17 protein-coding genes and 1 tRNA gene are annotated in these 19,428 nt (G+C 60.7%); 2 read left to right on the top strand and 16 right to left on the bottom strand.

Going from position 1 to position 19,428, the window contains the following annotated elements; translation table 11 throughout:
* Positions 1-242: 242 nt before the first annotated feature.
* From ACP150_RS04750 to ACP150_RS04700, 11 genes are all read right to left on the bottom strand, one after another.
* Positions 243-1,661, bottom strand: coding sequence for a UvrD-helicase domain-containing protein (locus ACP150_RS04750; protein WP_424965388.1), 1,419 nt, complete (start codon positions 1,659-1,661; stop codon positions 243-245).
* Positions 1,654-3,387 carry an ATP-dependent nuclease gene (locus ACP150_RS04745; protein WP_424965387.1) on the bottom strand — a complete coding sequence of 578 codons (1,734 nt, stop codon included), beginning with the start codon at positions 3,385-3,387 and terminating at the stop codon, positions 1,654-1,656. The genes ACP150_RS04750 and ACP150_RS04745 overlap by 8 nt, the downstream gene beginning before the upstream one ends.
* A 39-nt stretch (positions 3,388-3,426) precedes the next feature.
* Positions 3,427-4,812 carry a hypothetical protein gene (locus tag ACP150_RS04740; protein ID WP_424965386.1) on the bottom strand — a complete coding sequence of 462 codons (1,386 nt, stop codon included), beginning with the start codon at positions 4,810-4,812 and terminating at the stop codon, positions 3,427-3,429.
* 65 nt (positions 4,813-4,877) lie between these two features.
* Positions 4,878-6,743, bottom strand: a complete 1,866-nt coding sequence (locus ACP150_RS04735; protein ID WP_424965385.1) for a hypothetical protein — start codon at positions 6,741-6,743, stop codon at positions 4,878-4,880.
* Between the two features lie 11 nt (positions 6,744-6,754).
* Positions 6,755-7,015 (bottom strand): hypothetical protein, encoded by a 261-nt coding sequence (locus tag ACP150_RS04730; RefSeq protein WP_424965384.1) that lies wholly within the window; start codon positions 7,013-7,015, stop codon positions 6,755-6,757.
* 444 nt (positions 7,016-7,459) lie between these two features.
* A tRNA-Gln gene (locus ACP150_RS04725) sits at positions 7,460-7,534 on the bottom strand.
* A 126-nt stretch (positions 7,535-7,660) separates the two neighbouring features.
* Positions 7,661-8,494 (bottom strand): 3-deoxy-8-phosphooctulonate synthase, encoded by an 834-nt coding sequence (kdsA, locus tag ACP150_RS04720; protein ID WP_424965383.1) that lies wholly within the window; start codon positions 8,492-8,494, stop codon positions 7,661-7,663.
* 17 nt (positions 8,495-8,511) lie between these two features.
* Entirely contained in the window at positions 8,512-10,263 is a 1,752-nt protein-coding gene (locus ACP150_RS04715) for a capsule biosynthesis protein (RefSeq protein WP_424965382.1), read from the bottom strand.
* The gene (locus ACP150_RS04710; protein WP_424965381.1) at positions 10,241-10,900 is read right to left on the bottom strand and encodes an ABC transporter ATP-binding protein; all 660 of its coding nucleotides are present in this window, start codon (positions 10,898-10,900) and stop codon (positions 10,241-10,243) included. Before ACP150_RS04710 ends, ACP150_RS04715 begins: the two co-directional genes overlap by 23 nt.
* 204 nt (positions 10,901-11,104) lie before the next feature.
* Complete coding sequence (locus ACP150_RS04705) at positions 11,105-12,157, bottom strand: permease (RefSeq protein WP_424965380.1); 1,053 nt, start codon at positions 12,155-12,157, stop codon at positions 11,105-11,107.
* Positions 12,129-12,491 carry an ArsR/SmtB family transcription factor gene (locus ACP150_RS04700; RefSeq protein WP_424965379.1) on the bottom strand — a complete coding sequence of 121 codons (363 nt, stop codon included), beginning with the start codon at positions 12,489-12,491 and terminating at the stop codon, positions 12,129-12,131. The genes ACP150_RS04705 and ACP150_RS04700 overlap by 29 nt, the downstream gene beginning before the upstream one ends.
* A gap of 73 nt (positions 12,492-12,564) precedes the next feature.
* On the opposite strand from ACP150_RS04700, the gene ACP150_RS04695 reads away from it, so the two are divergent.
* Positions 12,565-13,161: a uracil-DNA glycosylase family protein gene (locus tag ACP150_RS04695; RefSeq protein ID WP_424965378.1), complete on the top strand. Its 597-nt coding sequence runs from the start codon at positions 12,565-12,567 to the stop codon at positions 13,159-13,161.
* The gene (locus tag ACP150_RS04690; RefSeq protein WP_424965377.1) at positions 13,158-13,943 is read left to right on the top strand and encodes an SseB family protein; all 786 of its coding nucleotides are present in this window, start codon (positions 13,158-13,160) and stop codon (positions 13,941-13,943) included. The genes ACP150_RS04695 and ACP150_RS04690 overlap by 4 nt, the downstream gene beginning before the upstream one ends.
* 4 nt (positions 13,944-13,947) lie before the next feature.
* Here the strand turns inward: ACP150_RS04690 and ACP150_RS04685 are convergent, their stop codons facing one another.
* From ACP150_RS04685 to mreC, 5 genes are read right to left on the bottom strand one after another with little or no spacing between them, the layout of a single operon-like run.
* Positions 13,948-14,886: a 2-hydroxyacid dehydrogenase gene (locus tag ACP150_RS04685; RefSeq protein ID WP_424965376.1), complete on the bottom strand. Its 939-nt coding sequence runs from the start codon at positions 14,884-14,886 to the stop codon at positions 13,948-13,950.
* Positions 14,887-14,893: 7 nt separating this feature from the next.
* Positions 14,894-16,033 (bottom strand): rod shape-determining protein RodA, encoded by a 1,140-nt coding sequence (gene rodA, locus ACP150_RS04680; RefSeq protein ID WP_424965375.1) that lies wholly within the window; start codon positions 16,031-16,033, stop codon positions 14,894-14,896.
* Positions 16,030-17,973, bottom strand: a complete 1,944-nt coding sequence (mrdA, locus tag ACP150_RS04675) for a penicillin-binding protein 2 (RefSeq protein WP_424965374.1) — start codon at positions 17,971-17,973, stop codon at positions 16,030-16,032. Before mrdA ends, rodA begins: the two co-directional genes overlap by 4 nt.
* A complete protein-coding gene (locus ACP150_RS04670; RefSeq protein ID WP_424965373.1) occupies positions 17,970-18,509 on the bottom strand; it encodes a rod shape-determining protein MreD in 540 nt (179 codons plus the stop codon). Before ACP150_RS04670 ends, mrdA begins: the two co-directional genes overlap by 4 nt.
* Complete coding sequence (mreC, locus tag ACP150_RS04665) at positions 18,502-19,401, bottom strand: rod shape-determining protein MreC (RefSeq protein ID WP_424965372.1); 900 nt, start codon at positions 19,399-19,401, stop codon at positions 18,502-18,504. The genes ACP150_RS04670 and mreC overlap by 8 nt, the downstream gene beginning before the upstream one ends.
* Positions 19,402-19,428 lie beyond the last annotated feature (27 nt).

Here is a 19,428-nt window from a genome sequence, read left to right as displayed (position 1 = left end):
CCTACAGCAAATTCACCGGACCAAAAGAGATAAGGGCGAGTTGGGCCACACGTGGTTGGTTCGGCAAGCTCAGGACGTGGAAACCGATGTCCCCAAATGGATCATTTTTGAGAGGGTTTCAGTTTTCACGCCACGTTGTGAATAGACGATCGACATGTCTCCCAAAAACCTCCCTTGGAACAACTAACTCACAACCGCGATATGCAGTCGACCCAGCCACACGAGATTTGGGCGCTTGAAGCTCATGGTATTTCCCGCACGAGAACCGGGTTGCTAGTGCAAATCACGAGTTTTCTCGACCCTCGCGTCATCGCGACATAGAGGTCGCGAGCATTCAGCTGATCGGTGTCAATGATCACCGCAACATCGGCCTCCAATCCTTTGAGGAGCAAAGTGCTACCGACAGCTCGGCGAGGCAGAGCGCGCCCCTTGACGCGTGATTGCTCACGCGCGCGGACCGCCATCTCGTGGAAGTCTTCCGCGTCCACACAGCCATTGAAGGCCTGGATGGCAGAACGAACCAGTGCAGGCCGCAAAGGGAAGACTCCGGCCTGCTGATTGATCTCGACTAACAAAGCTACGGCGGCGGTGGGACTCGGAGCGTGTGCAAAAGCCAGCGCTGCCGCTTCCGCATCGTTTGGCGGAGATCGTTCCCGACCTGCAAGGAGCACGCGTAGCCGTTGCTTCATCTGAGCGGCGCCGACGCCGGTCATTGTCGAACCAGCAAAATCGATCAGCTCATCCGCAGCCGTTGGCGCACGCATATCGAAGGATGCTGCGAAGTGAATGAAGTCTGTCAGGTCGGCGTTCTCGATGACAACGGCACCTCGTGCTCTTGCCGCGATCTCACGATGTCGCGGAGGTCGTTTGGCGTCACAGACGATCAGCACGCTTCCACCCTCGACCGGAGGACGGGTACTAGCGGCCCTGGTCTGGTTGGGCACATCATCGTCGCCAGTGACGTTTATCACTTCCACCTCATCGGGCGCTTGCGTCAGATCGATAGGTTGACCAGATTGCAGCGCTGCTCTGACTTGCAATAGCCAACGACCAAAGGCCTCTGTCCCAACATTGCGCCATCGCCACGGCGTGTCGAGTTCACCTGCTGGCGGGAAGCGCGCATGGACGTCGGCCTCCCAATCGACGAGCACGTTGGAGCCCCAGCCGAATATGGCCTGCATCGGATCACCGAGCACACAGGTCGGTAGAACTTCTGCAATCTTTGAGACCATCGCGTGCTGCTCGACTAGGCAATCTTGATATTCGTCGACAAACAACCGTGCGTAAGTCGCTTGCAGAACATCTCTGAGATGGTTGCCTGCAAGGATATTGATCGTGCCTTGCCTGATTGCAGGATAATCGTTCCGTGGATCCGTCAGATCCAGGACCCCTTCAGCATGGCCGCTGCGATGCGGAAAGGATCTGATGAGACGCATTGCCCAGCCATCAATGGTGGTGATCCGGTACGCGGTTTGCGGCACCCCCATGTGAATTAATCGCGCGCGCAGGGCGGCAACACCTGCATTAGTATGCGTCAAGATTAGGATTGGCTTCGAATCGTCGTGGTGTTGAAGCGCTGAGGCAATCAAGTGGGTCTTCCCGCACCCGGCCGGCGCGGAGACACCGCCGCAATCGATCGTCAGCAAGTCAATATCAGCCATGAGTCGCCTGAGCCCAGCCGAGCAGGACATTGACACGGTGCCTGAAGCTTTCGCTTACATCTGCAAAGTTCGACGCCAGTATCTTATTGGACACATGTTCCATGCGGCCAACCGACTTGAACCACGAGTTTTTCTTCGTCGTACACGCCGCCACTAGAACGTCTCGCTGAGCGGGAGTGATTGTGTGCTGAGGCGAATGAAGAAGTGCTCGGAAGTTCTCGACATTCTCCTGATTCCCAGATGCAGATTGAATATGGGCGGCGACCAAATCTCGCCCATGTTCAGCAATTGCGTAGTCAAGAAGAGCGAGAAGCGTCGCGTCTCCGACATTGCGGATGATCGCCGCCTCCAGCGACTGACCCGCTTCCCAGGTGAATGTTCCACCACCCAGTTGATGGAAAGCCGCTTCAGTTTGCGGGGTGGGCAGAATGTCGGCATCTCGAAACACAGCAGTCCGATACCCGAGCTTCGCAAACTCGTCCCCGCGCTCATACAAGCGGTCCGGATGGCCGCCACCACCGTCGACGAGCGCGACACCCCTAGCGAAGATCGAGGGCTGGCCTTGCCCCACGCAAAAATGCTCGAAGCCGCGCACAAAACCTACTTCCGACGCCCCCTCGCAGATCAAGACCGATGGGGCGAGAAAAGCTTCAGGAACACTTCGCAGCGTCCCTTGTGCAGAAGCAGGGACGGGTTGTGCCCTATGTTTCTCACCTGATCGCCGCAAAACACGAAGTTGGTCCGCTGAAAGTTCGCGCAAGACGATGGGTGAATGCGTGGTCGCGAAGACCTGTTGGGGCGGCGCTTCCTCTTTGGCCCCCAGCGATCCAAGAAGCCGAATGATGCGGTGCGGCTCGAGACCGTTCTCGATCTCGTCGACAAGTAGAATGGACGAACGCGCCGCCACTTCTCGTTGGAGCCCGGCGATAAGCAACCGCGTGGAACCGAGTCCCAAGCCTCGGAGTGGAACCCCGCGTTCATCGTGCAAGGCGATAGACCCACCTGTGATCGAGACAGAATGGGTGTCGAGAAGCGCCTGCGCCTTCGCACCGATGGGTATACCGAGTTCATCGGCCGCTTTTTTCACCGAGCCAAGGGCGTCTCCAAGCTGTGCATCGGCGTCGTTGCCGAAAGCCTTCCGCGCTTCTCGGGCCGCCTGCGAAAGGGCCAGAGACGCATCCGGCTTCTCTTCGCTCAACCGGCTCAAGAGGGACCCGCGCCGCCAAGCAAGATTGTAGTCCGAGACCGCGCCGAGACGGGTCGGCGCAAGCGCAATTCGATCTTTCCAGTTGAGATTTCGGTCGTTGTCCTTTGCATCCGCGCGATCCGACCTCAGCCGCCAACGTGGCTCCAGATCGCCAGAAATTTCTAGGTGCAACGACAGGACTGTCTCCAAGTCGTGCCCGGGTTCGTCTTCAATCGTGCCGAGGAGGTCGTCGTAACCTCGTAGATATTCCCCATAAGCCTCATAATTCTTGAGAGCGTCTGACAACGCCCCCAAAGTCAGCGTGATCGAAATTGGCGTCTCTACATCAAGCTCATAAAAATCTGCATCGGTGACCTGCACGGATCGCCGCGCCCCGAGGCATAAGTCGATGGCGTCAATGATCGTGCTCTTGCCAGCGTCGCCAGATCCAATCAGGCAATTGAGACCCGGCGACGGATACCATTCAAACGATTTAATCGATCGGAAGTGCGAAATATCAACCTTGCGAATGACCGCCATATTTTCCTCCCAGGCGGACTACGCCAATTCATTGTCTAGTCACTCGCGTGAGATTCTTACGCGAACCGGCTCTTCAGCTTGTTGGAGAGTCAAGCCATCCAGATCCAGGTTTGGATCGACGACGAAGACATCCTCACCGTCAGGATCCGGATCATCGGGCTTCACCGCGAAAGTGATCGAGCGACCAGAAGCCACGACATCCCTCATCCATCTTTCGAGAAGTTCCGACTGCGGAATACTGGTCCCGACCCATGCACCCTTGACCATCATGGAGAACGACGTGTTGTCAAAGTACCGACCGACGTTGGAATAAGCTAAACGACGTCCGCCCCGAGGGCCTTTCAATTGGTCGTCCTTTTCAAGCAGTCTCCAATAAGCATGAGGAATATACATACCCTTCGTCAGACCCGTGCTATCAGGCTCAAACTGGACACGCGGGCAAAACTTCAAGAAAAACGGATCGTCGCTGAAGCGGAAATCATCCATCGTTGTGACGGTTTTGACCCTGGACAACTCCTTGAGGAAGCGGTCCATACGACTGAGTTCGTCCGTGAGTTTTGCTTCGGGGAAGCGGAATATCGCGCCCAGCTCGTCATCCGGTTCCATGGCCTTGTATTGAACCATGATGAACGCCTGAAAGCGCTCATTGAAGTAGATCAAATCGGTTCCAGTCTGCTCCTCAAGCGGCTGGCGATTGGCCATGATCACAGTGAGGCGATCTTCGCCATCTACGAAGACTGCGGCGGCGGCGTTGGGCACGTCTCGTAGATACGCGTAGCCAGGCACTTGTCGCATGTCCTGAATAACCATCGGATCCTCTCGCATCCGAACTTCGGCGAGCCCATCCAGAAAAGACTCAGGAGCTTCCTCTTCGAGAGACCATTCAGCCAAAGGAGCACGGTCAATCCCGGCTAGACTCAAAGCGACTGCGACAGCTTCTTTTTGATATGCAAGATTGCTCCGGGCTCGTTCGCTCAAACGCTCAAGACGTTGACGTGTCGACGTCGTGAAGCGCTCGATAAGGCCGCCAGAGCCAGGCGCAAGCTGAACAAAGAGATCGACAGTCTCTTGAAAGGCTTTTGGCGAAAGTAAGCCGCCATTCTGAAACCGATCTTCGACGGCTTTTCTATTGCGGTTTGGCACGCCAACGATGATGTCGCGGATCGACACAGCGCTGTCGAGCGAGTGAATTTCATCAATATTGAGGCGGCTTTGCTCCGTCCCAGCGTTCACACCTCGTCTTCCACGACCAATGTGCGAAACGTGGCCGCATGGATCGACGATGAAACAGACCAATGGTGCGTTTCGGCTGTGATTGAACGACGGCACCGCTTCTGCGAAGTGGCCATACATGTCCATGGCATAGTCAAATATATCGAGCCGTTCTTGGCTTAGCCGCAAAATGTATCCGCCTGCTTTAGCCATTCGAGACCAAGCCTCCCGGACACAGGCAAGCATCACTGAATTTGACTAACAAGTATTCTATTGAACTAAGCAACGTTTTCTTCTGGGACATCTGCAGTCCTAATCAATTCTTTCGCATATCGCTTCGCTTGAGAAATGCTCTGTTTGTAATCATCGGCCGCCAAGGACAAAGACTCAGGTGAAGTGGCGCGATCAAGATCGTCGCTAGACCAATCATCCGAGAGACGCTTGCTGATCGCGTAGCAAGTCGCCTTGCCAACTCGAAAAGCCATGAACTTTCGTGATGCTCTCAAAATCGCCGACCGGACGACTTCAGCCTCGCCCGCTGTTCGCAGCTCAGCATCAAGTTCGACGGCCATGCGCTCAGCAGCCGAATAGAGACCATTCACAAACAGTGTCTGTGCATCCTTATAGTAGCGGCCAGCACGACCTTTGAGATTCTTGTCTGCTATTTCCTCTGGGTCCGTAAGAATTTTGATTTCTGGCACGCGTTCTAATGATTGAGCTGAACGTGAGAGCTTTGAACCATCTGGTGCCTTGCGGACTTTCTTTTGCTTAGCTCGCTGGCTTTTGTCGTGGTCGGCTTCGGATGCATCCTTTTCGCCAGCCTCGCTTAGTTCGGGAAACTCGGTTTCGAGACTAGTTGGATTAGATGTATCGGTGCCTTCCTCTGCCGCTTCAGTTAGTATTGCAGAATGACGGCGAGATGGGCTCAAAGTCACCGTGGGTACACGGAACTCGTCCAGCAATTTTTGAAGGTCGGATTGAAGGTCATCCAAGTTGTCGTCGGATAAGGGGGACTCCGCTCGAATGACGTCTTTGACCCAATTTGGCATCAGCTCCCGCACATAGTCGTCAAAGTCTTCAGCAAGCATTGGAGAACGGTCATCTGGCCAGGTCAGCCCATCCCGATATTGATTTGGCAGCGCCAGTTCATCTGAAAGCTCAATCTCAACCGTAAGAACCTTCGAACCAAATGGAATTCCGAAGTTTGGAGCAGCGGCTGACCAGGCTTTTCTGGACTTAATGTCGTAACGTTCTCCTTTGTGAACTAGCGCACAAAAGGTCGTCGAGCTAGTTGCCGGATTGGCCAGCGCGCTGAGAGAATGGCTGTAGCGTTCGTGCTTCGGGTCATGGATATAATGTACCCTTATTTCTCCACCGGGCGCGTCAACCCACTCGTGGTTTGGAAGCTCCTCCGCCACCTCTTCGAGCGTCTTCAAGCGTCGCTTGCGACCCGTTTCGTCTTTGCCTCCACCTTTGGTCATAGCGACATCGATGCGCACTTCGACGCCATCTGCGAAACGCGCGAAGCGCCGGAAGATAGCCGAAGGTATGAAACTTCGATCTTGGCTCTTTCCCTTCCCAAGTGGTTCAGCAACCGTGTCGTGGTCTTCATGCTCGCCCATGAGGACAACTTCCGTCCAATCGAACGATGTATCCTGACCGTCCGCAATGGCAGCCTGGGTCACGTCATAAACCGTATCGAAACTGCCATCAGGCAATTCCACTGGGAATCGAACATAAGTCTGTTCGTCAGCATCGAAGCCGATCACCACTTCGGTGACGGAGCCATCCTTACAAGAACGGTAGCGAATACCCTCCTTCGACATTGTGAGCCCTGAAACCTTCGCTCCGATGCCAAAATTTCCATCGAGTGCCATCTCTTTGTTGATCGAAGAGGATAACTCAGTCGCTTGTTTTAGCTCGCGATCGTCCATACCCGTCCCGGTGTTCCAGAAAGTAAGCTTCCTAACACCGTCGATTATGGTGGGATAAATCTCGATGCGACGGTTCCCATCAGCTGCGCCAGCCGCACTCTCATCGGCGTTTTTGAAAAACTCGCGAACCAAAGTGTTCACAGGAGCTTGCTCAATCAGTCGATTGATCAGGAAGCGCTTGTCGCGGATATTGAGTGGTTCTGACTTCATGCGATGTGCCCCTAGAGCTTGAATTTGTCGATGCCATCGCTGGCTGTTGAGCCAAATTTTCGTTCGATGTCGCTGGTCGCGTCTCGAAGAGCTTTCACGATTTTCTTCACATCGCTATCCGAGTACTCATACGCTCGCCGGTTCGAAAGATTGCCGAGTTTACGAATCGCATCCAACGCGGACTGCGTCCTCCCCTCCGCGAGTCGAACAAATTTCTCTCTTTTATCAATAATTTCGGGCAATTTTGAACGATCCTTAGCATGTTCTCCCACTCAAGGATGTAAGAATATTCACAAACGAGAGTCAAATATGTGCTAAATTTCATCAAATATTTCGAAAATATGTATACCTTTTTACATGAAATTCGCCATGAATTATAGCGCCTGAACATCGGGGATTATGTGTTGTTAGGCGACCCTTGAGAGCTTGAGAATAACAGATCAAAACGGACTAAATTGAAGGTCTGCATTGGGTTGAACAAAGTGACGTCCTTGCAGTCGCAGCTATCGCCCACTTTCCACCCTGAGTGCCGAATCCAAAACCGACCGACCGCACTGTTCTGGGGCAGCTTTTCAAAACGAACAAAGGGGCCACCTCTGTAAACAGAAGGCTCCCAAACTCACCCAAAATGATGAAAGTTCCAGTCTTGCCCGGCAAAAATGCCAAGTCGCGCTGGATAAGTGCCAACTCTCGCCGGATGTCACAGCAGAGAAAGATGGCTGGGGTGGTAGGATTCGAACCTACGGTACACGGTACCAAAAACCGCTGCCTTACCGCTTGGCTACACCCCAACAGTGCGGGAGGGGATACGACTCCTGATAGGTCAGTGCAAGACCCGATTGCGTTTTTTTCGGCGCCGTCTCACTGAAAAGCGCCAGTGGCTGAATGCAGCTCTGACCGAGAGGGGCCACGGGCGTTCAGAGCCGTATCGGATGGGCTTTGGCGAGGGTGTCGAACGCCATGAGCGTTTCGATCAACGCGTCCATCTCATCGAGCGGAATCATGTTTGGGCCATCCGAAGGCGCCGTGTCGGGCGCCGGATGGGTCTCGATGAAGACCGCGGCAACCCCCAAGGAGACAGCCGCCCGCGCCATCACCGGCGCAAACTCCCGTTGTCCGCCCGAAGCGCCGCCGAGCCCGCCCGGTTGCTGCACGGAATGGGTGGCATCCATCACGACGGGATAGCCAGTCTTCATCATCTGGGGCAGGCTGCGCATATCCGTAACCAAGGCGTTGTAGCCAAAGGACACACCCCGTTCTGTCAGCAGGATCCGGTCATTGCCGGTGCTTTCGATTTTCGCGACCACATGGTCCATGTCCCATGGCGCAAGGAACTGACCTTTCTTCACATTGACGGCGGCACCGGTCTTGCCTGCGGCCAGCAAGAGGTCTGTCTGCCGGCACAGGAATGCCGGTATCTGCAGGACATCAACCGCTTGCGCTGCCATCTGGCAATGGGCTGCTTCATGCACATCCGTGAGGACGGGGACGTCCAGCTTTGAGCGGATTTGCGACAGGGCATCCAGACCCTGCTCGATCCCCATTCCACGCTTCCCCGAGGCAGATGTCCGGTTGGCCTTGTCGTAGGAGGCTTTGAAAATGTACTGCGCACCAGCCTTTTCGCAGAGGCTCTTCAAGGTGGCGCCAATCTCAAGGCCCTGGTCGAGGCTCTCCAATTGGCAGGGGCCGGAGATCACCGTGAGCGGGGCATCGTTGCCCACATTCAACGCCCCAATCGCGATCGTTTTCATGCCGCCCCAACCTTGTTCTATCCCGAAACCTGTTCCCGAAGGATCGATGCCGTGAGAGAGATCAGCAGGTACAGCCCGGCGAAAACGAGGAAGGCGAGGAAGGTATTCTCAAGCGACCGCGGATAGCTGGCTTCGTCCGGTGCAATCGGGCTCACGCTCGTGGACAGATACCGCACTTGCCGGTTCGCCTCAATACGCGCCATCTCCAATTGCTGCAAAGACTGGCTGAGCATGAGTTGCCGGGTCTGCAGATCGGCCTCCGCAATGACCAGCTCACCGGAAATCCGCGCGAGCGAGGCCCCTTCATTGCCTCCTTGGGTCATCTGACTGCGCAGATCGAGCACCAGATCGCTCAGGCGTTGGACATTGCCTTCGAGGATCGCCACGCGGCTCGGATTGGGCTGGGCATTCTGGAGCAGCTCCTGCAGGCGCAGCTTCTCGGTGTTCATCTCGACCTCCAGCGCGGAGATCTGCGACATCAGGCTTGTGACCTCGAGATCGGCGCTCAGCACGCCACGGGCCTGCTGCAGGTCGAGAACGCGGTTCTGAGCGTCCCGCACCATCGCTTCGGCGTCCTGATAGCTGTCCCTGGCACCCTGCATCTGATCCGCCCGCAAGCGCTGTGTCAGGTGATCGACCTGTTCCTCGGCATAGGACAGAAGCGCCTCCGAAAAGGCCTGGCTGGTCTCTGGATCGGCGGCAATGACCTCCATCCGGACGATGCCTTCGGTGGGATCGAAACTTATCTTCACCCGCTTCTTGTAGACGGCAAAGGCGTCTTCGTAGCTCGCATCCGGTTCCAGCCGCTGGAGTGGGTCGATGGTCTCTGCCGCGAAATGGCTTCGGAAGCCAAGATCCTCGTCCAGACGCAGCATCGCCTCGCGCGAGGTCAGATAACTCTGAACCGCGACGGCATCCTGGGTCGTGGCCAGCATTGTGCCCGAGAACATCCCGCCCAGCCCGCCAGCGCCCGCCGAAGGCTCCGCCTGCTGGATCACGAACTCGGAATGGGTGGCGAACATGGGCGTCGCAACCTTGAAGAAGTAGTAGCCCGCGAGGAAAGTCGGCAGGAACACGAAGAGCATCACGCGGGCCGCGAGCAGCAGGAAACGCTTTCTGCGGCGGCTGACGATCTCTTGCTGGATCTTGCGCACCTCGCGGGCAACATCCGCCTCCGTATGGACCTGCGGCGAGGGCACCTCGGTATTGGGGATGGTGTCCGGAAGCTGGATTTTGCCAGAGCCCCGCGCCAGATCGAGGATCGTCTCGCGGGTGAAGGGATCGATCCCCTTCTTGCGCAGCATCCGCACAGCCTCGAGGTCATTTGCGGGCTCTAGCCCGTGGCGGTTTGCAACCCGTCGTGCAATCCGCAGCTGTCGACCTGTCAATCCTTCTGCAAGGATGGCGGCATCGCTGTCGGGGTCGAGTTTCTTGCCCTTGCCACCCGGCTTTTTGGCAGGCTTGCCCTTGGCAGCGGGCTGCGCAGGGGGGGCGGTGTCCTTGCCCGGGGCTTGCGCCGCGGGGGACTCTCCCTCTGGCTCCGGGTCTTGCGCCTCCGTGGTGCGCACGGCGTCCTGCATGCTGGGCTTGAGATCCACGCGGCGCGATGACTTGGCCTCGGCTGTGCGCATGGCGGCATCCAACTCGCTGTCGGCGCGGGCTTCGGCATTGGGGTCACGGGGGGCCTCGGGCCGCTCTGCTGCCTCGAGAGAGGCGGCGACATCCTCGCGACGAATGCGGTATTTCTTAGCTGTGGGCTTCGTAGTCATAGAGCCTCTTTGCCTCTTCGAGCGTATCGAACATGTGAAGTTTACCGTTTTGCAGCACCGCTGCGGACCGGCAGAATTTTTCCAGCGTGCTGGCCTGGTGAGAGACGATCACGACCGTCGCCCGCTCCAGCCGCTGTTTCAGAACAACCGCGGCCCGCTTGTTGAACCCCACATCCGTGGAGGCGGGCATGCCCTCGTCAATCAGGTAGATGTCGAAATCCAGCGCCAGCATCAGAGAAAAGCAGAAACGCGACCGCATCCCGGCGCTGTAAGTCCCCACGGGCATGTCGAAATATTCTTCGATCCCAGAGAGATAGCGGCAGAAGGCTTCGACGTAGTCCGCATCCATATGATAGAGCGTGGCGATGTAGCGTGCGTTTTCCCGCCCGGAATGCTTGCCGGTCACGCCGCCCATGAAACCCAATGGGAAGGAGATCCGGCTCTTGCGGACGACCGTGCCCTCATCAGGCTGCTCAAGTCCCGCCATCATGTTGATCAGCGTGGTCTTGCCGGTCCCATTCTGTGCGAGAATGCCCATGGAGCGCCCGAGATCGACGCGAAAGGACGCCTGGTCGAGGATGACCTTGCGGCTTTTTCCGGTCCAAAAGGACTTACTGACCTGATCGAATTCGATCACGAGGGGGCTCCGTCGCTGGTTTGTCGTATCGATATCGGCAACAGTTTAATGAATGTTCCAGATGTTCCAGAAATTTAGCTTCAATGCCATCTATATCGCAGCCCCGGCCAAACTCGGCCGCAACAGGGCGGTTCGGCCTGCCGATCCGGGGATGTTTTCAGCAAAAAGAGGGGGCGGAGCGTCTGCCCCCGGGGAGGGCGTGCGCTAAGCCACCATGTTCCAGACGAGCCCGGCGAGAATGGCGCCCGTGACCGAGAAGCCGAGATAGGAGGCAAAGACCCGGGGCTTGACCAGGGCCCAGACCGCCACGGCCGCCGGGATGCAGCTCACCCCGCCGGCAATGACGAAGGACATGGCAGCGCCGGGGGACATGCCCTGCTCCAACAGTCCGGCCACCAGCGGCACGGCCGCATAACCATTCAGATAGGCGGGCGCCCCCACAAGGCTCGCGATCAGGATCGGGCCAACGCCGTCACCGCCAAGCACGCCTGCGATCATCTCCGAGGGAATGTAGCGCAGCATCAGGGATTCCAGCACATAGGCCAGCAGCAGCCATTTCCCGAGAAACAGCGTGTTCTGCACCGCAACCTCGCGAAACTCCTGACGCCGCGGCGCCTCGGTCCAGAATTTCCAGACCGGCTTGCCCTCCAGTTCTGCGGGGCCGCAACTGCCGCAGCAGCTCAGCTTCGGCGCGGATTTCAACGGGTCCGCGTAGAGCGCGGTGCCCGCCAGCAGTTTGACCGAGAAGCCTCCCATCATGCCGAGGGCGATTGCGGCGACGGTCTTGCCCAGGGCAAACTCGATCCCCAAGGCGCCGGAGGTGATGAAGAACATCGCCGGATCCATCAGCGGCGACGCGAGCCAGAATGCCATGACCGCGCTCAGGGGCGCGCCCACCGCCAGCAGCGCGGCCACAAACGGGATCACTTCGCAGGAGCAAAAGGGCGAAAGCCCGCCAAAGGCCGCGGCCATCAGGATCATGCGTGTCTCGTTGCCCTGAAAAGCCTTGGCCAGCAGCGTGGTCGCCCCGGTCGCCCGCAGATAGGCGACGCTGCCAATGGCAAAGAGGATGAAGATCAAGGTGTGCCCGAACGAGCCCAGCGTGTTCTCGATCACGGGTCTCAGGGCCGCGCGATCCAACAGGGCAAGCGCCAGGAGTGCCAGCGCGATCAGGCTCAGGGCCGGATCGGGGCGGGGCAGGCGGCGACGCGGGGCGGGCGCGCGTAGCTTAGGAGGCTGTGTCGAGGTCTCGGCCATGGTCATGTCCTGTGGTGGTGTCCGCGCAGCACTGCGCCAGAAGGTAATCCGAAAGCGCCTCGACCCGGCCATAGGCCACGGTACAGCGCATGATCCGCCCCTCACGGGTTTGCGTCACGAGCCGGGCCTGAACGAGCGCTTTCACATGGTGGGTCAGGGTCGAGCCGGTCACGCCCGCGCGCTCTCCCAGCACACCGATCGGCAGGCCCTCGGGACCCGCGCGCACGAGCACTTCGAGAACGCCCAGCCGCTGGGGCGCACCCAGCGCGGCAAAGGCCGCGGCGGCGTCAAGGCGCGTGGGGGCAAGGCGGGGCGGGGACTCAGATGCTTCCATATTTCTATAATTGTAGAAATGTAGAAAAAAGCAACCCCCTTGGTGAAAACGCCATCCTGCCGCATTCTAAGGTATGACCGTGTCCCAAGTGACGGAGGAGTTGCGCCGCTGTACCCTCTGTGCCGAGCGTTTTGCGGCAACCGCCTCCGGGCACAGCCCTCGTCCTGTGACATGGTTCGACCCGGCGGCGCGCATTCTGATTGCGGGGCAGGCGCCGGGGATGCGGGTGCATCTGTCGGGCAAACCCTTCACGGATCCCTCTGGCGACCGGTTGCGCGACTGGATGGGGGTGTCCGACACCCTGTTCTATGACCGCAACAAGGTGGCGATCGTGCCCATGGCCTTTTGTTTTCCGGGCTACGACGCCAGGAAATCCGACCTGCCCCCGCCCAAGATCTGCGCCAAGACATGGCGCGCGCCGGTGCTAGAGTCGCTTCCCGAGATCCGCCTGACCCTGCTGATCGGTGCCTATGCCCAGCGATGGCATCTGGGCGACCGAGGCAAGGCGGGCGTGACCAAGACGGTCCAACACTGGCGCGACTTTGCGCCCGAGGTTTTCCCCTTGCCGCACCCGTCCTGGCGCAATACCGCTTGGCTCAGGAAAAACCCCTGGTTCGAGGCGGAGGTCCTGCCCGCCCTGCGAACCCGTCTGGCCGAGGTGCTTGCATGACCGATCTCAGCCCGCTCGACCATGCCCATGCGGCGATGGAGGCGGCCCCCGAAGATGACGCGGCGCGGCTGCGATTTTACGAGCGGCTGGCGGATGCGGAGCTGTTCATGCTGCTCGCGGGGGAGGCGGAGGGCGATCAGGTCGCGCCGCAACTCTTTCCGGTCGAGGACGATACCTACGTGCTGGTCTTTGACCGCGAGGATCGGCTGACGCGGTTCGCCGAGGGGGCTGCGGAATATGCGGGGCTCTCCGGGCGCACGGTGGTGCAGCTTTTGGCGGATCAGGGGCTCGGGCTGGGGGTCAATCTCGATGTGGCGCCTTCGGCGACGCTCTTGCCGCCGGCCGCTGTAGCGTGGTTGGCCGAAACCGTTGCCGAAGACCCCGAGGAGGTCGCCGCCACCCCCGAAGAGATCCTGCCCCCCAAGGGCCTGCCCGAGGCGGTGCTGACGGCGCTCGACACCAAGCTCGCAACCAGCGCTGGGCTTGCGCGCACAGCCTATCTCGCGGGCGTGCGCTACGAGGGCGGGCGCATGGGGCACCTGCTGGGCTTCCTCGGGACGGTCCCGGGGGCGGAACCTGCATTGGCGGCCGCCGCGCGCGAGGCGCTCGTCTTCTCCGGGATCGAGGCAGGGGCGCTCGATGTGGGCTTCCTGCGCGACAGCGACCCGGTGGCCAGCGCCCTTGCGCGCCACGGGCTGCGGTTCGATTTGCCCGAGGCCGAGAGCTATACCGGCCCCGCGGCGCCGGGCATGGACCCCGACCGCCCGCCACGCCTGAAATAAACGCTCAATACCCCGCGCTGCGGTCCACGAGATGGAGCAGCGGCTCCCCCGCTTCGGCGCGGCGAATATTCTCGACCACCACACGGCTTGCGGTGCTGGGCCGGGTTTCCGAGGCGATATGCGGGGTGACCGTGACCTTGGGATGGGACCAATAGGGATGCTCGGGCGGCAGGGGCTCGGTCCGGAAGACGTCGAGCGTGGCGTGCCCCACCCGCCCGCGATCGAGCGCGGCCAGAAGTGCAGCATCATCGATCAGCCCACCGCGCCCGGGGTTCAGCACCACGGCGCCCTCGGCCAGTTGGTCCAAGCCATCGGTGGTCAGGATCCCGTCCGTGGCCGGGGTGTAGGGCAAGAGGAGGATGACGATCTCCGCCCCTTCCAGCGCGGCGTGCAGGTTGTCGCCATGGAAGCTTTCGACACCGGGCAGGGATTTCGGCCGGCGGGACCAGCCGCGCACCTGAAAGTTCAGCCCGACCAGAGAGGCACAGACCGCCGCCCCCAGCGCCCCGAGCCCCAGCACCGTGACCCGGCGATCCCGGGCGAGGGGCGGGATGAACTCAAAATGTCGCCAGATACCGTCCTGCGCCGCGAGCATCTGGTCCATCCCCAGATGATGGCGCAGCACATGGCCCGTGCACCATTCGACCATTCCCTCGGTCAGCCCGGTATCGACCATCCGGGTCAGCGGAATGTTCAGGGTCGGGTTGCCCACCACCCCCTCAACCCCGGCCCAGAGGTTCTGGACCATCCGCGCGTTGGTGAAAGGCGTGAAATCCTCAACATCCCCTGCAGGGGCAAAGATGATGTAATCCACGCTGCCCGGATCGCTCAGATCGCAATCGAGCCGGGCCTCGATCCCGGCCTCGGCCAGTGCGGCGCGCAAGGGGGCCTCATACTGCGCCCAGCGTTGCGCATGGGCGGCAAAGAGAATGCGAGGGGGCATGGGCAGGCTACCTTGGTCGATGGATATGGGCGCTCTGGACAAGGCCGAAGGCAACGAGCAGCACCAGCATCGCCGAGCCGCCATAGCTGACCAGCGGCAGCGGGACGCCCACCACCGGGGCCAGCCCCATCACCATGGCCATGTTGACCGCGAAGAAGAAGAAGAAGGTCGCCGCGACGCCGATGATCAGCAGGCTCGAGAACCGGTCCCGGGTGCGCAGGGCCGAGACCAGGCAAAACGCGATGATCAGCCCGTAAAGCGCCAGCAGGGAGATCCCGCCGATAAAGCCGAACTCCTCGGCCAGCGTGGTGAAAATGAAATCCGTGTGCTTCTCGGGCAGGAAGTTCAGACGGCTCTGGGTGCCTTCCATGAAGCCCTTGCCGGTGAACCCGCCGGATCCCAGGGCGATCTTCGACTGGGTGATGTGATAGCCCGCGCCAAGGGGGTCGTTTTCCGGGTTCAGAAAGGTGTCGATGCGCCGGTACTGGTAATCCTGCAGGAGCTGCCACTCCGTCCCGCGTGAATAGATCACCGCAGTGACGAGACCGACCCCGGCACAGATCACCACCGCGAAATAGAGCCAATGCACCCCGGCGGCGAACATCACCACACCGCCCCCCGCCATGAGCAGGATCGATGTCCCCAGATCGGGCTGTTTCAGCACCAGTGCCACGGGCACCATGATCGCGATCAGCGGCAGGATCACCCAGAGCGGGCGCGAGGTCTTCTTGACGTCGAGCACGTCGTAATAGGTCGCGAGCAACATGATGAGGGTCACCTTCATCAGCTCGGACGGCTGCAGCCGCATGAAGCCCAGATCGATCCAGCGCTGGGCGCCCATGCCCACGACCCCGAAGAACTCCACCGCCAGAAGCAGGACCAGCGAGACGAGATAGGCCAGCACCGAGAGGTTGCGCCAGACATAGATCGGCACAAAAGCGACGATGAACATCAGCGTCATGCCAAGGGCAAAGCGCTTCATCTGCGGCTCGACCCAGGGTGTCATGGACCCGCCCGCCACCGAATAGAGCATCAGGAAGCCAAAGCAGGCGACCGCGATCAGCAGCAGGATCAAGCCCCAGTTGAGATGCAGAGCCTTGGCAAAGCCGGAGGGGACGCGCTGAACCTGGGACTCAAGATAACTCATGCGCGGCTGCGCCCTTCGGTCGGCTCGAGACGCGGACGCAGTTCCAGCGCGCGCTGACGTTCCTCGATCATGTTGTGCTGGTGGGCCGGGTAGGCGCTGAGTGGCGGCAGCCCGTCATAGAGCGCCTGCAACAGGACATCCCGGGCGATCGGGGCCGCAGCCTTGGAACCACCGCCGCCATGCTCCACCACGACCGAGATCGCGTAGCGCGGCGCATCAAACGGCGCATAGCCCACGAACAGCGCATGGTCGCGCCGGTTCCAGGGCAGATCCGCATTGCGGAACACGCCGCGGGCGCGCTCTTCGGCGGTGATGTTGCGGACCTGGCTGGTGCCGGTCTTGCCGGCGATGCGGTATGCCTTCTCGGTGACGCGGCTTCCATAGGCGGTGCCCTTGCGCAGATTGCTGACCTCGTACATCGAGCGCTGGATCACCTCCAGATAGCGCCGGCGGATGCCCAGAGACGGAGCCTCGGCCACGGGGACGGGCGTGTTGTCGACCTTGCGCACGAGGCGGGGCATGATCTCGCGACCTGTGGCGAGCCGCGCGGTCATCACCGCCAGTTGTAGGGGCGAGGTCAGCACGAAGCCCTGCCCGATACAGGCGTTGAGCGTATCGCCCACCAGCCAGTCCTCGCCGCGATTGGCGCTCTTCCACGCCTTGTCGGGGATCAGGCCCTCGGCCACGGCCGACATCGGCAGATCGAACCGCTGGCCCAGCCCGAACCGGCGGGCCATCTCGGCGATCTTCTCGATCCCGACGCGCTGGGCGATGTCGTAGTAATAGACGTCACAGCTCTCGCGCAGGCTGTCGACCATGTTCATCCAGCCATGACCGCCGCGCTTCCAGCAGTGGAAGCGCCGCCGCCCAAGCTCGGTATAGCCGCCGCACCAGACACGCTCCTCGGTGTCGATCAGTCCGGCCTCGAGCGCGGCCAGCGCCGTGATCATCTTGAAGGTCGAGCCCGGCGGATAGGTGCCCTGCACGGTCTTGTCGGCGAGCGGGCGATATTCATCCTCCAGCAAGGCGCGGTAGTCGGGCCCCGAAATGCCGCGCACGAACTTGTTGGGATCAAAGCTGGGCGCCGAGGCAATGGCGCGGATATCGCCATCCGCCATGTCGAGCACGACGACCGCCGCGCTTTCCCCGGCCAACCGGGCCTCGGTGAAGTTCTGCAAGGAATGATCGAGGGTCAGTTGCACATTCGCGCCGGAATTGCCCGCATCCCGGCGCAGCTCGCGCATCACGCGGCCCGCGGCATTGACCTCGATCTGCCGCGTTCCGGCGGAGCCGCGCAGGTCCCGCTCGAGCTTGGCCTCGACCCCGGTCTTGCCGATCTGGAACCGCGGGATCTGCAGCAGCGGGTCATCATCCTGCAAGCGCTCCAGATCGTAGTCGCTGACCGGGCCTACATAGCCGATGGAATGGGCGAAATCCTGATCCAGCGGATAGACCCGGCTCAAACCGACCTCGGTGGTGATGCCGGGCAGGGCGGGGGCGTTCACCCCGATTTCCGAGAACTGCTCCCATGTCAGGCGGTCCGCGATGGTCACCGGGACAAAGGGCGAGCGGCGGCTCATCTCGCGGCGGGCGCGGACAAGATCCTCTTCGGGCAGGGGGACGATATCGGTCAGTGTCTTGAGTACCGCGTCCACATCGCCCGCATCCTCGCGCACGATCACCACCCGGTAATTCGGGGCATTCCCGGCCAGGAGCACCCCGTTGCGATCATAGATCAGCCCCCGTGCCGGGGGTAGCAGGCGAATGTTGATCCGGTTTTCCTCGGCGAGAAACTGAAACTGTTCGGCCTGTTCGACCTGTAGCTCGCGCATCCGCAGGGCCAGCACGCCCAGCACACCGGTCTGCAACCCGCCGAGGATCAGGCCCCGCCGAGTGATGGTGCGCACGCTGAACTTGCTGTCTTTCTCGGACCGTTTCATGGACGCATCCCCCGGATCCGCGGGCCATCGGTGGCGAGCGGGCGCACCCCGAGCACGAACACGCTGATCGCGACCACGACCGGATAGATCGCAATGGTGGTCGCCAGATGCAGCAGATGCGCGCCGAGGCTCGGTTGGGGCACAAAGGCCACCGCCAGCAGGACCCGTTCGGCCACCATCATGCCGGTGATCGTCGCGGCCACCATGCCGTATTCCAGAAGGAAGGGGATCTCGCCCTCACGGTAGGCCTGTCGCCGGATCACCTCGGAGCCGATCAGCACCAGCAGCGCCCAGAGCCCGGGCGGGCGCTGAAACAGGAAATCCTCAAGCAGGACCGCCGCCACAACAAACAGCACCGGCAGGACATCGGGCCGCCGCAGCACCCAGGCCAGCGTCACGCAGAGCACGAGATCGGGGCCCGGAAAGCGCGGCGCCTCGACCCGCAGGGGCAATAGGGCTGTGATCAGCACCACGGCAACCATCAGCGCAAAGATGGTCCGCAGGCTCCACCGTCGGAGATCGAGCGCGCTATCCATCGGCCAGCGCCTCCAGCGCGGCGAGGGGCGGGGTGACGATGCCGTCGATCGGGGCGGCCTCGGGCAGAGGCGGCGTCGGCTGGCTGCGCAGCACGCGCAGGAATTTCAGCCGCTCATAATCCGCCGAGAGCCGCAGGCGGAACCGTCCATCCGTGGCGCGCGCCACCTGACCGGCCAGAAGATCCGCGGGAAACAGCCCGCCATCGCCCGAGGTCACCACCCGGTCGCCCGGACGCACCTGCTCGGGCGCTTCGATGAAATCGATCAGGGGCGTGCCGGAATTGTCCCCCACCAGCATGGCGCGCTGGCCCGAGGGTTGCAGGATCACGGGCACGCGGCTCGATGGATCGGTCAGGAGCAGAACGCGCGCCACGGATTCGCCCGTCCCGGCGATCCGCCCCACGAGGCCCAGGCCATCCATGGTCGCCCAGCCATCCTGAACCCCATCCTCGGCCCCCACATTCAGGATCACCGAGCGGCGAAAGGGCGATCCGCTATCGGCCATGACCACGCCGGTGATAAAGGTCAGTTCCGGCTCGATCCGCACGGTGTTGAGATCCTTGAGCTGGGCATTCTCCTGTTCCAGCTGCAAGGCCGCCTCGCGCCAGGCCTTCATCTGCTGCAATTCGCGGCGCAATTCCTCGTTTTGCTCATAGAGCCGGGCATAGGATTGGAAATCCTCGGCCATCCGCGACAGCCCGGTGATCGGCGCCATCGCCCAGTCGAGCCCGGGCACGACCCGCTCGACAATATCCATGCGAATCCGCTCAACCCGGGGGCTGTCGATGCGCCAGAGCAGGAAGAGACCAAGCAGCCCCACAACGAGACAGCCGACCAGCACACGGCGGATCGGCTTGAAGTAACTGTCGTCGTCGTTGCGGTATCGTGCCAAGGCCCCTCCTCAGCGGGCGGTGCCGCC

The sequence above is a fragment of the Dinoroseobacter sp. S375 genome, from assembly GCF_049800775.1.
GTDB lineage: Bacteria > Pseudomonadota > Alphaproteobacteria > Rhodobacterales > Rhodobacteraceae > Dinoroseobacter.
This window is presented reverse-complemented; position numbering and strand designations above follow the sequence as displayed.

Excerpts from the sequence above, each read along its gene's own strand:
- ACP150_RS04750 (WP_424965388.1), bottom strand. The coding sequence starts at position 1,661 with ATGGCTGATATTGACTTGCTGACGATCGATTGCGGCGGTGTCTCCGCG.
- ACP150_RS04745 (WP_424965387.1), bottom strand. The coding sequence starts at position 3,387 with ATGGCGGTCATTCGCAAGGTTGATATTTCGCACTTCCGATCGATTAAA.
- ACP150_RS04740 (WP_424965386.1), bottom strand. The coding sequence starts at position 4,812 with ATGGCTAAAGCAGGCGGATACATTTTGCGGCTAAGCCAAGAACGGCTC.
- ACP150_RS04735 (WP_424965385.1), bottom strand. The coding sequence starts at position 6,743 with ATGAAGTCAGAACCACTCAATATCCGCGACAAGCGCTTCCTGATCAAT.
- kdsA (WP_424965383.1), bottom strand. The coding sequence starts at position 8,494 with ATGAAAACGATCGCGATTGGGGCGTTGAATGTGGGCAACGATGCCCCG.
- ACP150_RS04715 (WP_424965382.1), bottom strand. The coding sequence starts at position 10,263 with ATGACTACGAAGCCCACAGCTAAGAAATACCGCATTCGTCGCGAGGAT.
- ACP150_RS04705 (WP_424965380.1), bottom strand. The coding sequence starts at position 12,157 with ATGGCCGAGACCTCGACACAGCCTCCTAAGCTACGCGCGCCCGCCCCG.
- ACP150_RS04700 (WP_424965379.1), bottom strand. The coding sequence starts at position 12,491 with ATGGAAGCATCTGAGTCCCCGCCCCGCCTTGCCCCCACGCGCCTTGAC.
- ACP150_RS04695 (WP_424965378.1), top strand. The coding sequence starts at position 12,565 with ATGACCGTGTCCCAAGTGACGGAGGAGTTGCGCCGCTGTACCCTCTGT.
- ACP150_RS04690 (WP_424965377.1), top strand. The coding sequence starts at position 13,158 with ATGACCGATCTCAGCCCGCTCGACCATGCCCATGCGGCGATGGAGGCG.
- ACP150_RS04685 (WP_424965376.1), bottom strand. The coding sequence starts at position 14,886 with ATGCCCCCTCGCATTCTCTTTGCCGCCCATGCGCAACGCTGGGCGCAG.
- rodA (WP_424965375.1), bottom strand. The coding sequence starts at position 16,033 with ATGAGTTATCTTGAGTCCCAGGTTCAGCGCGTCCCCTCCGGCTTTGCC.
- mrdA (WP_424965374.1), bottom strand. The coding sequence starts at position 17,973 with ATGAAACGGTCCGAGAAAGACAGCAAGTTCAGCGTGCGCACCATCACT.
- ACP150_RS04670 (WP_424965373.1), bottom strand. The coding sequence starts at position 18,509 with ATGGATAGCGCGCTCGATCTCCGACGGTGGAGCCTGCGGACCATCTTT.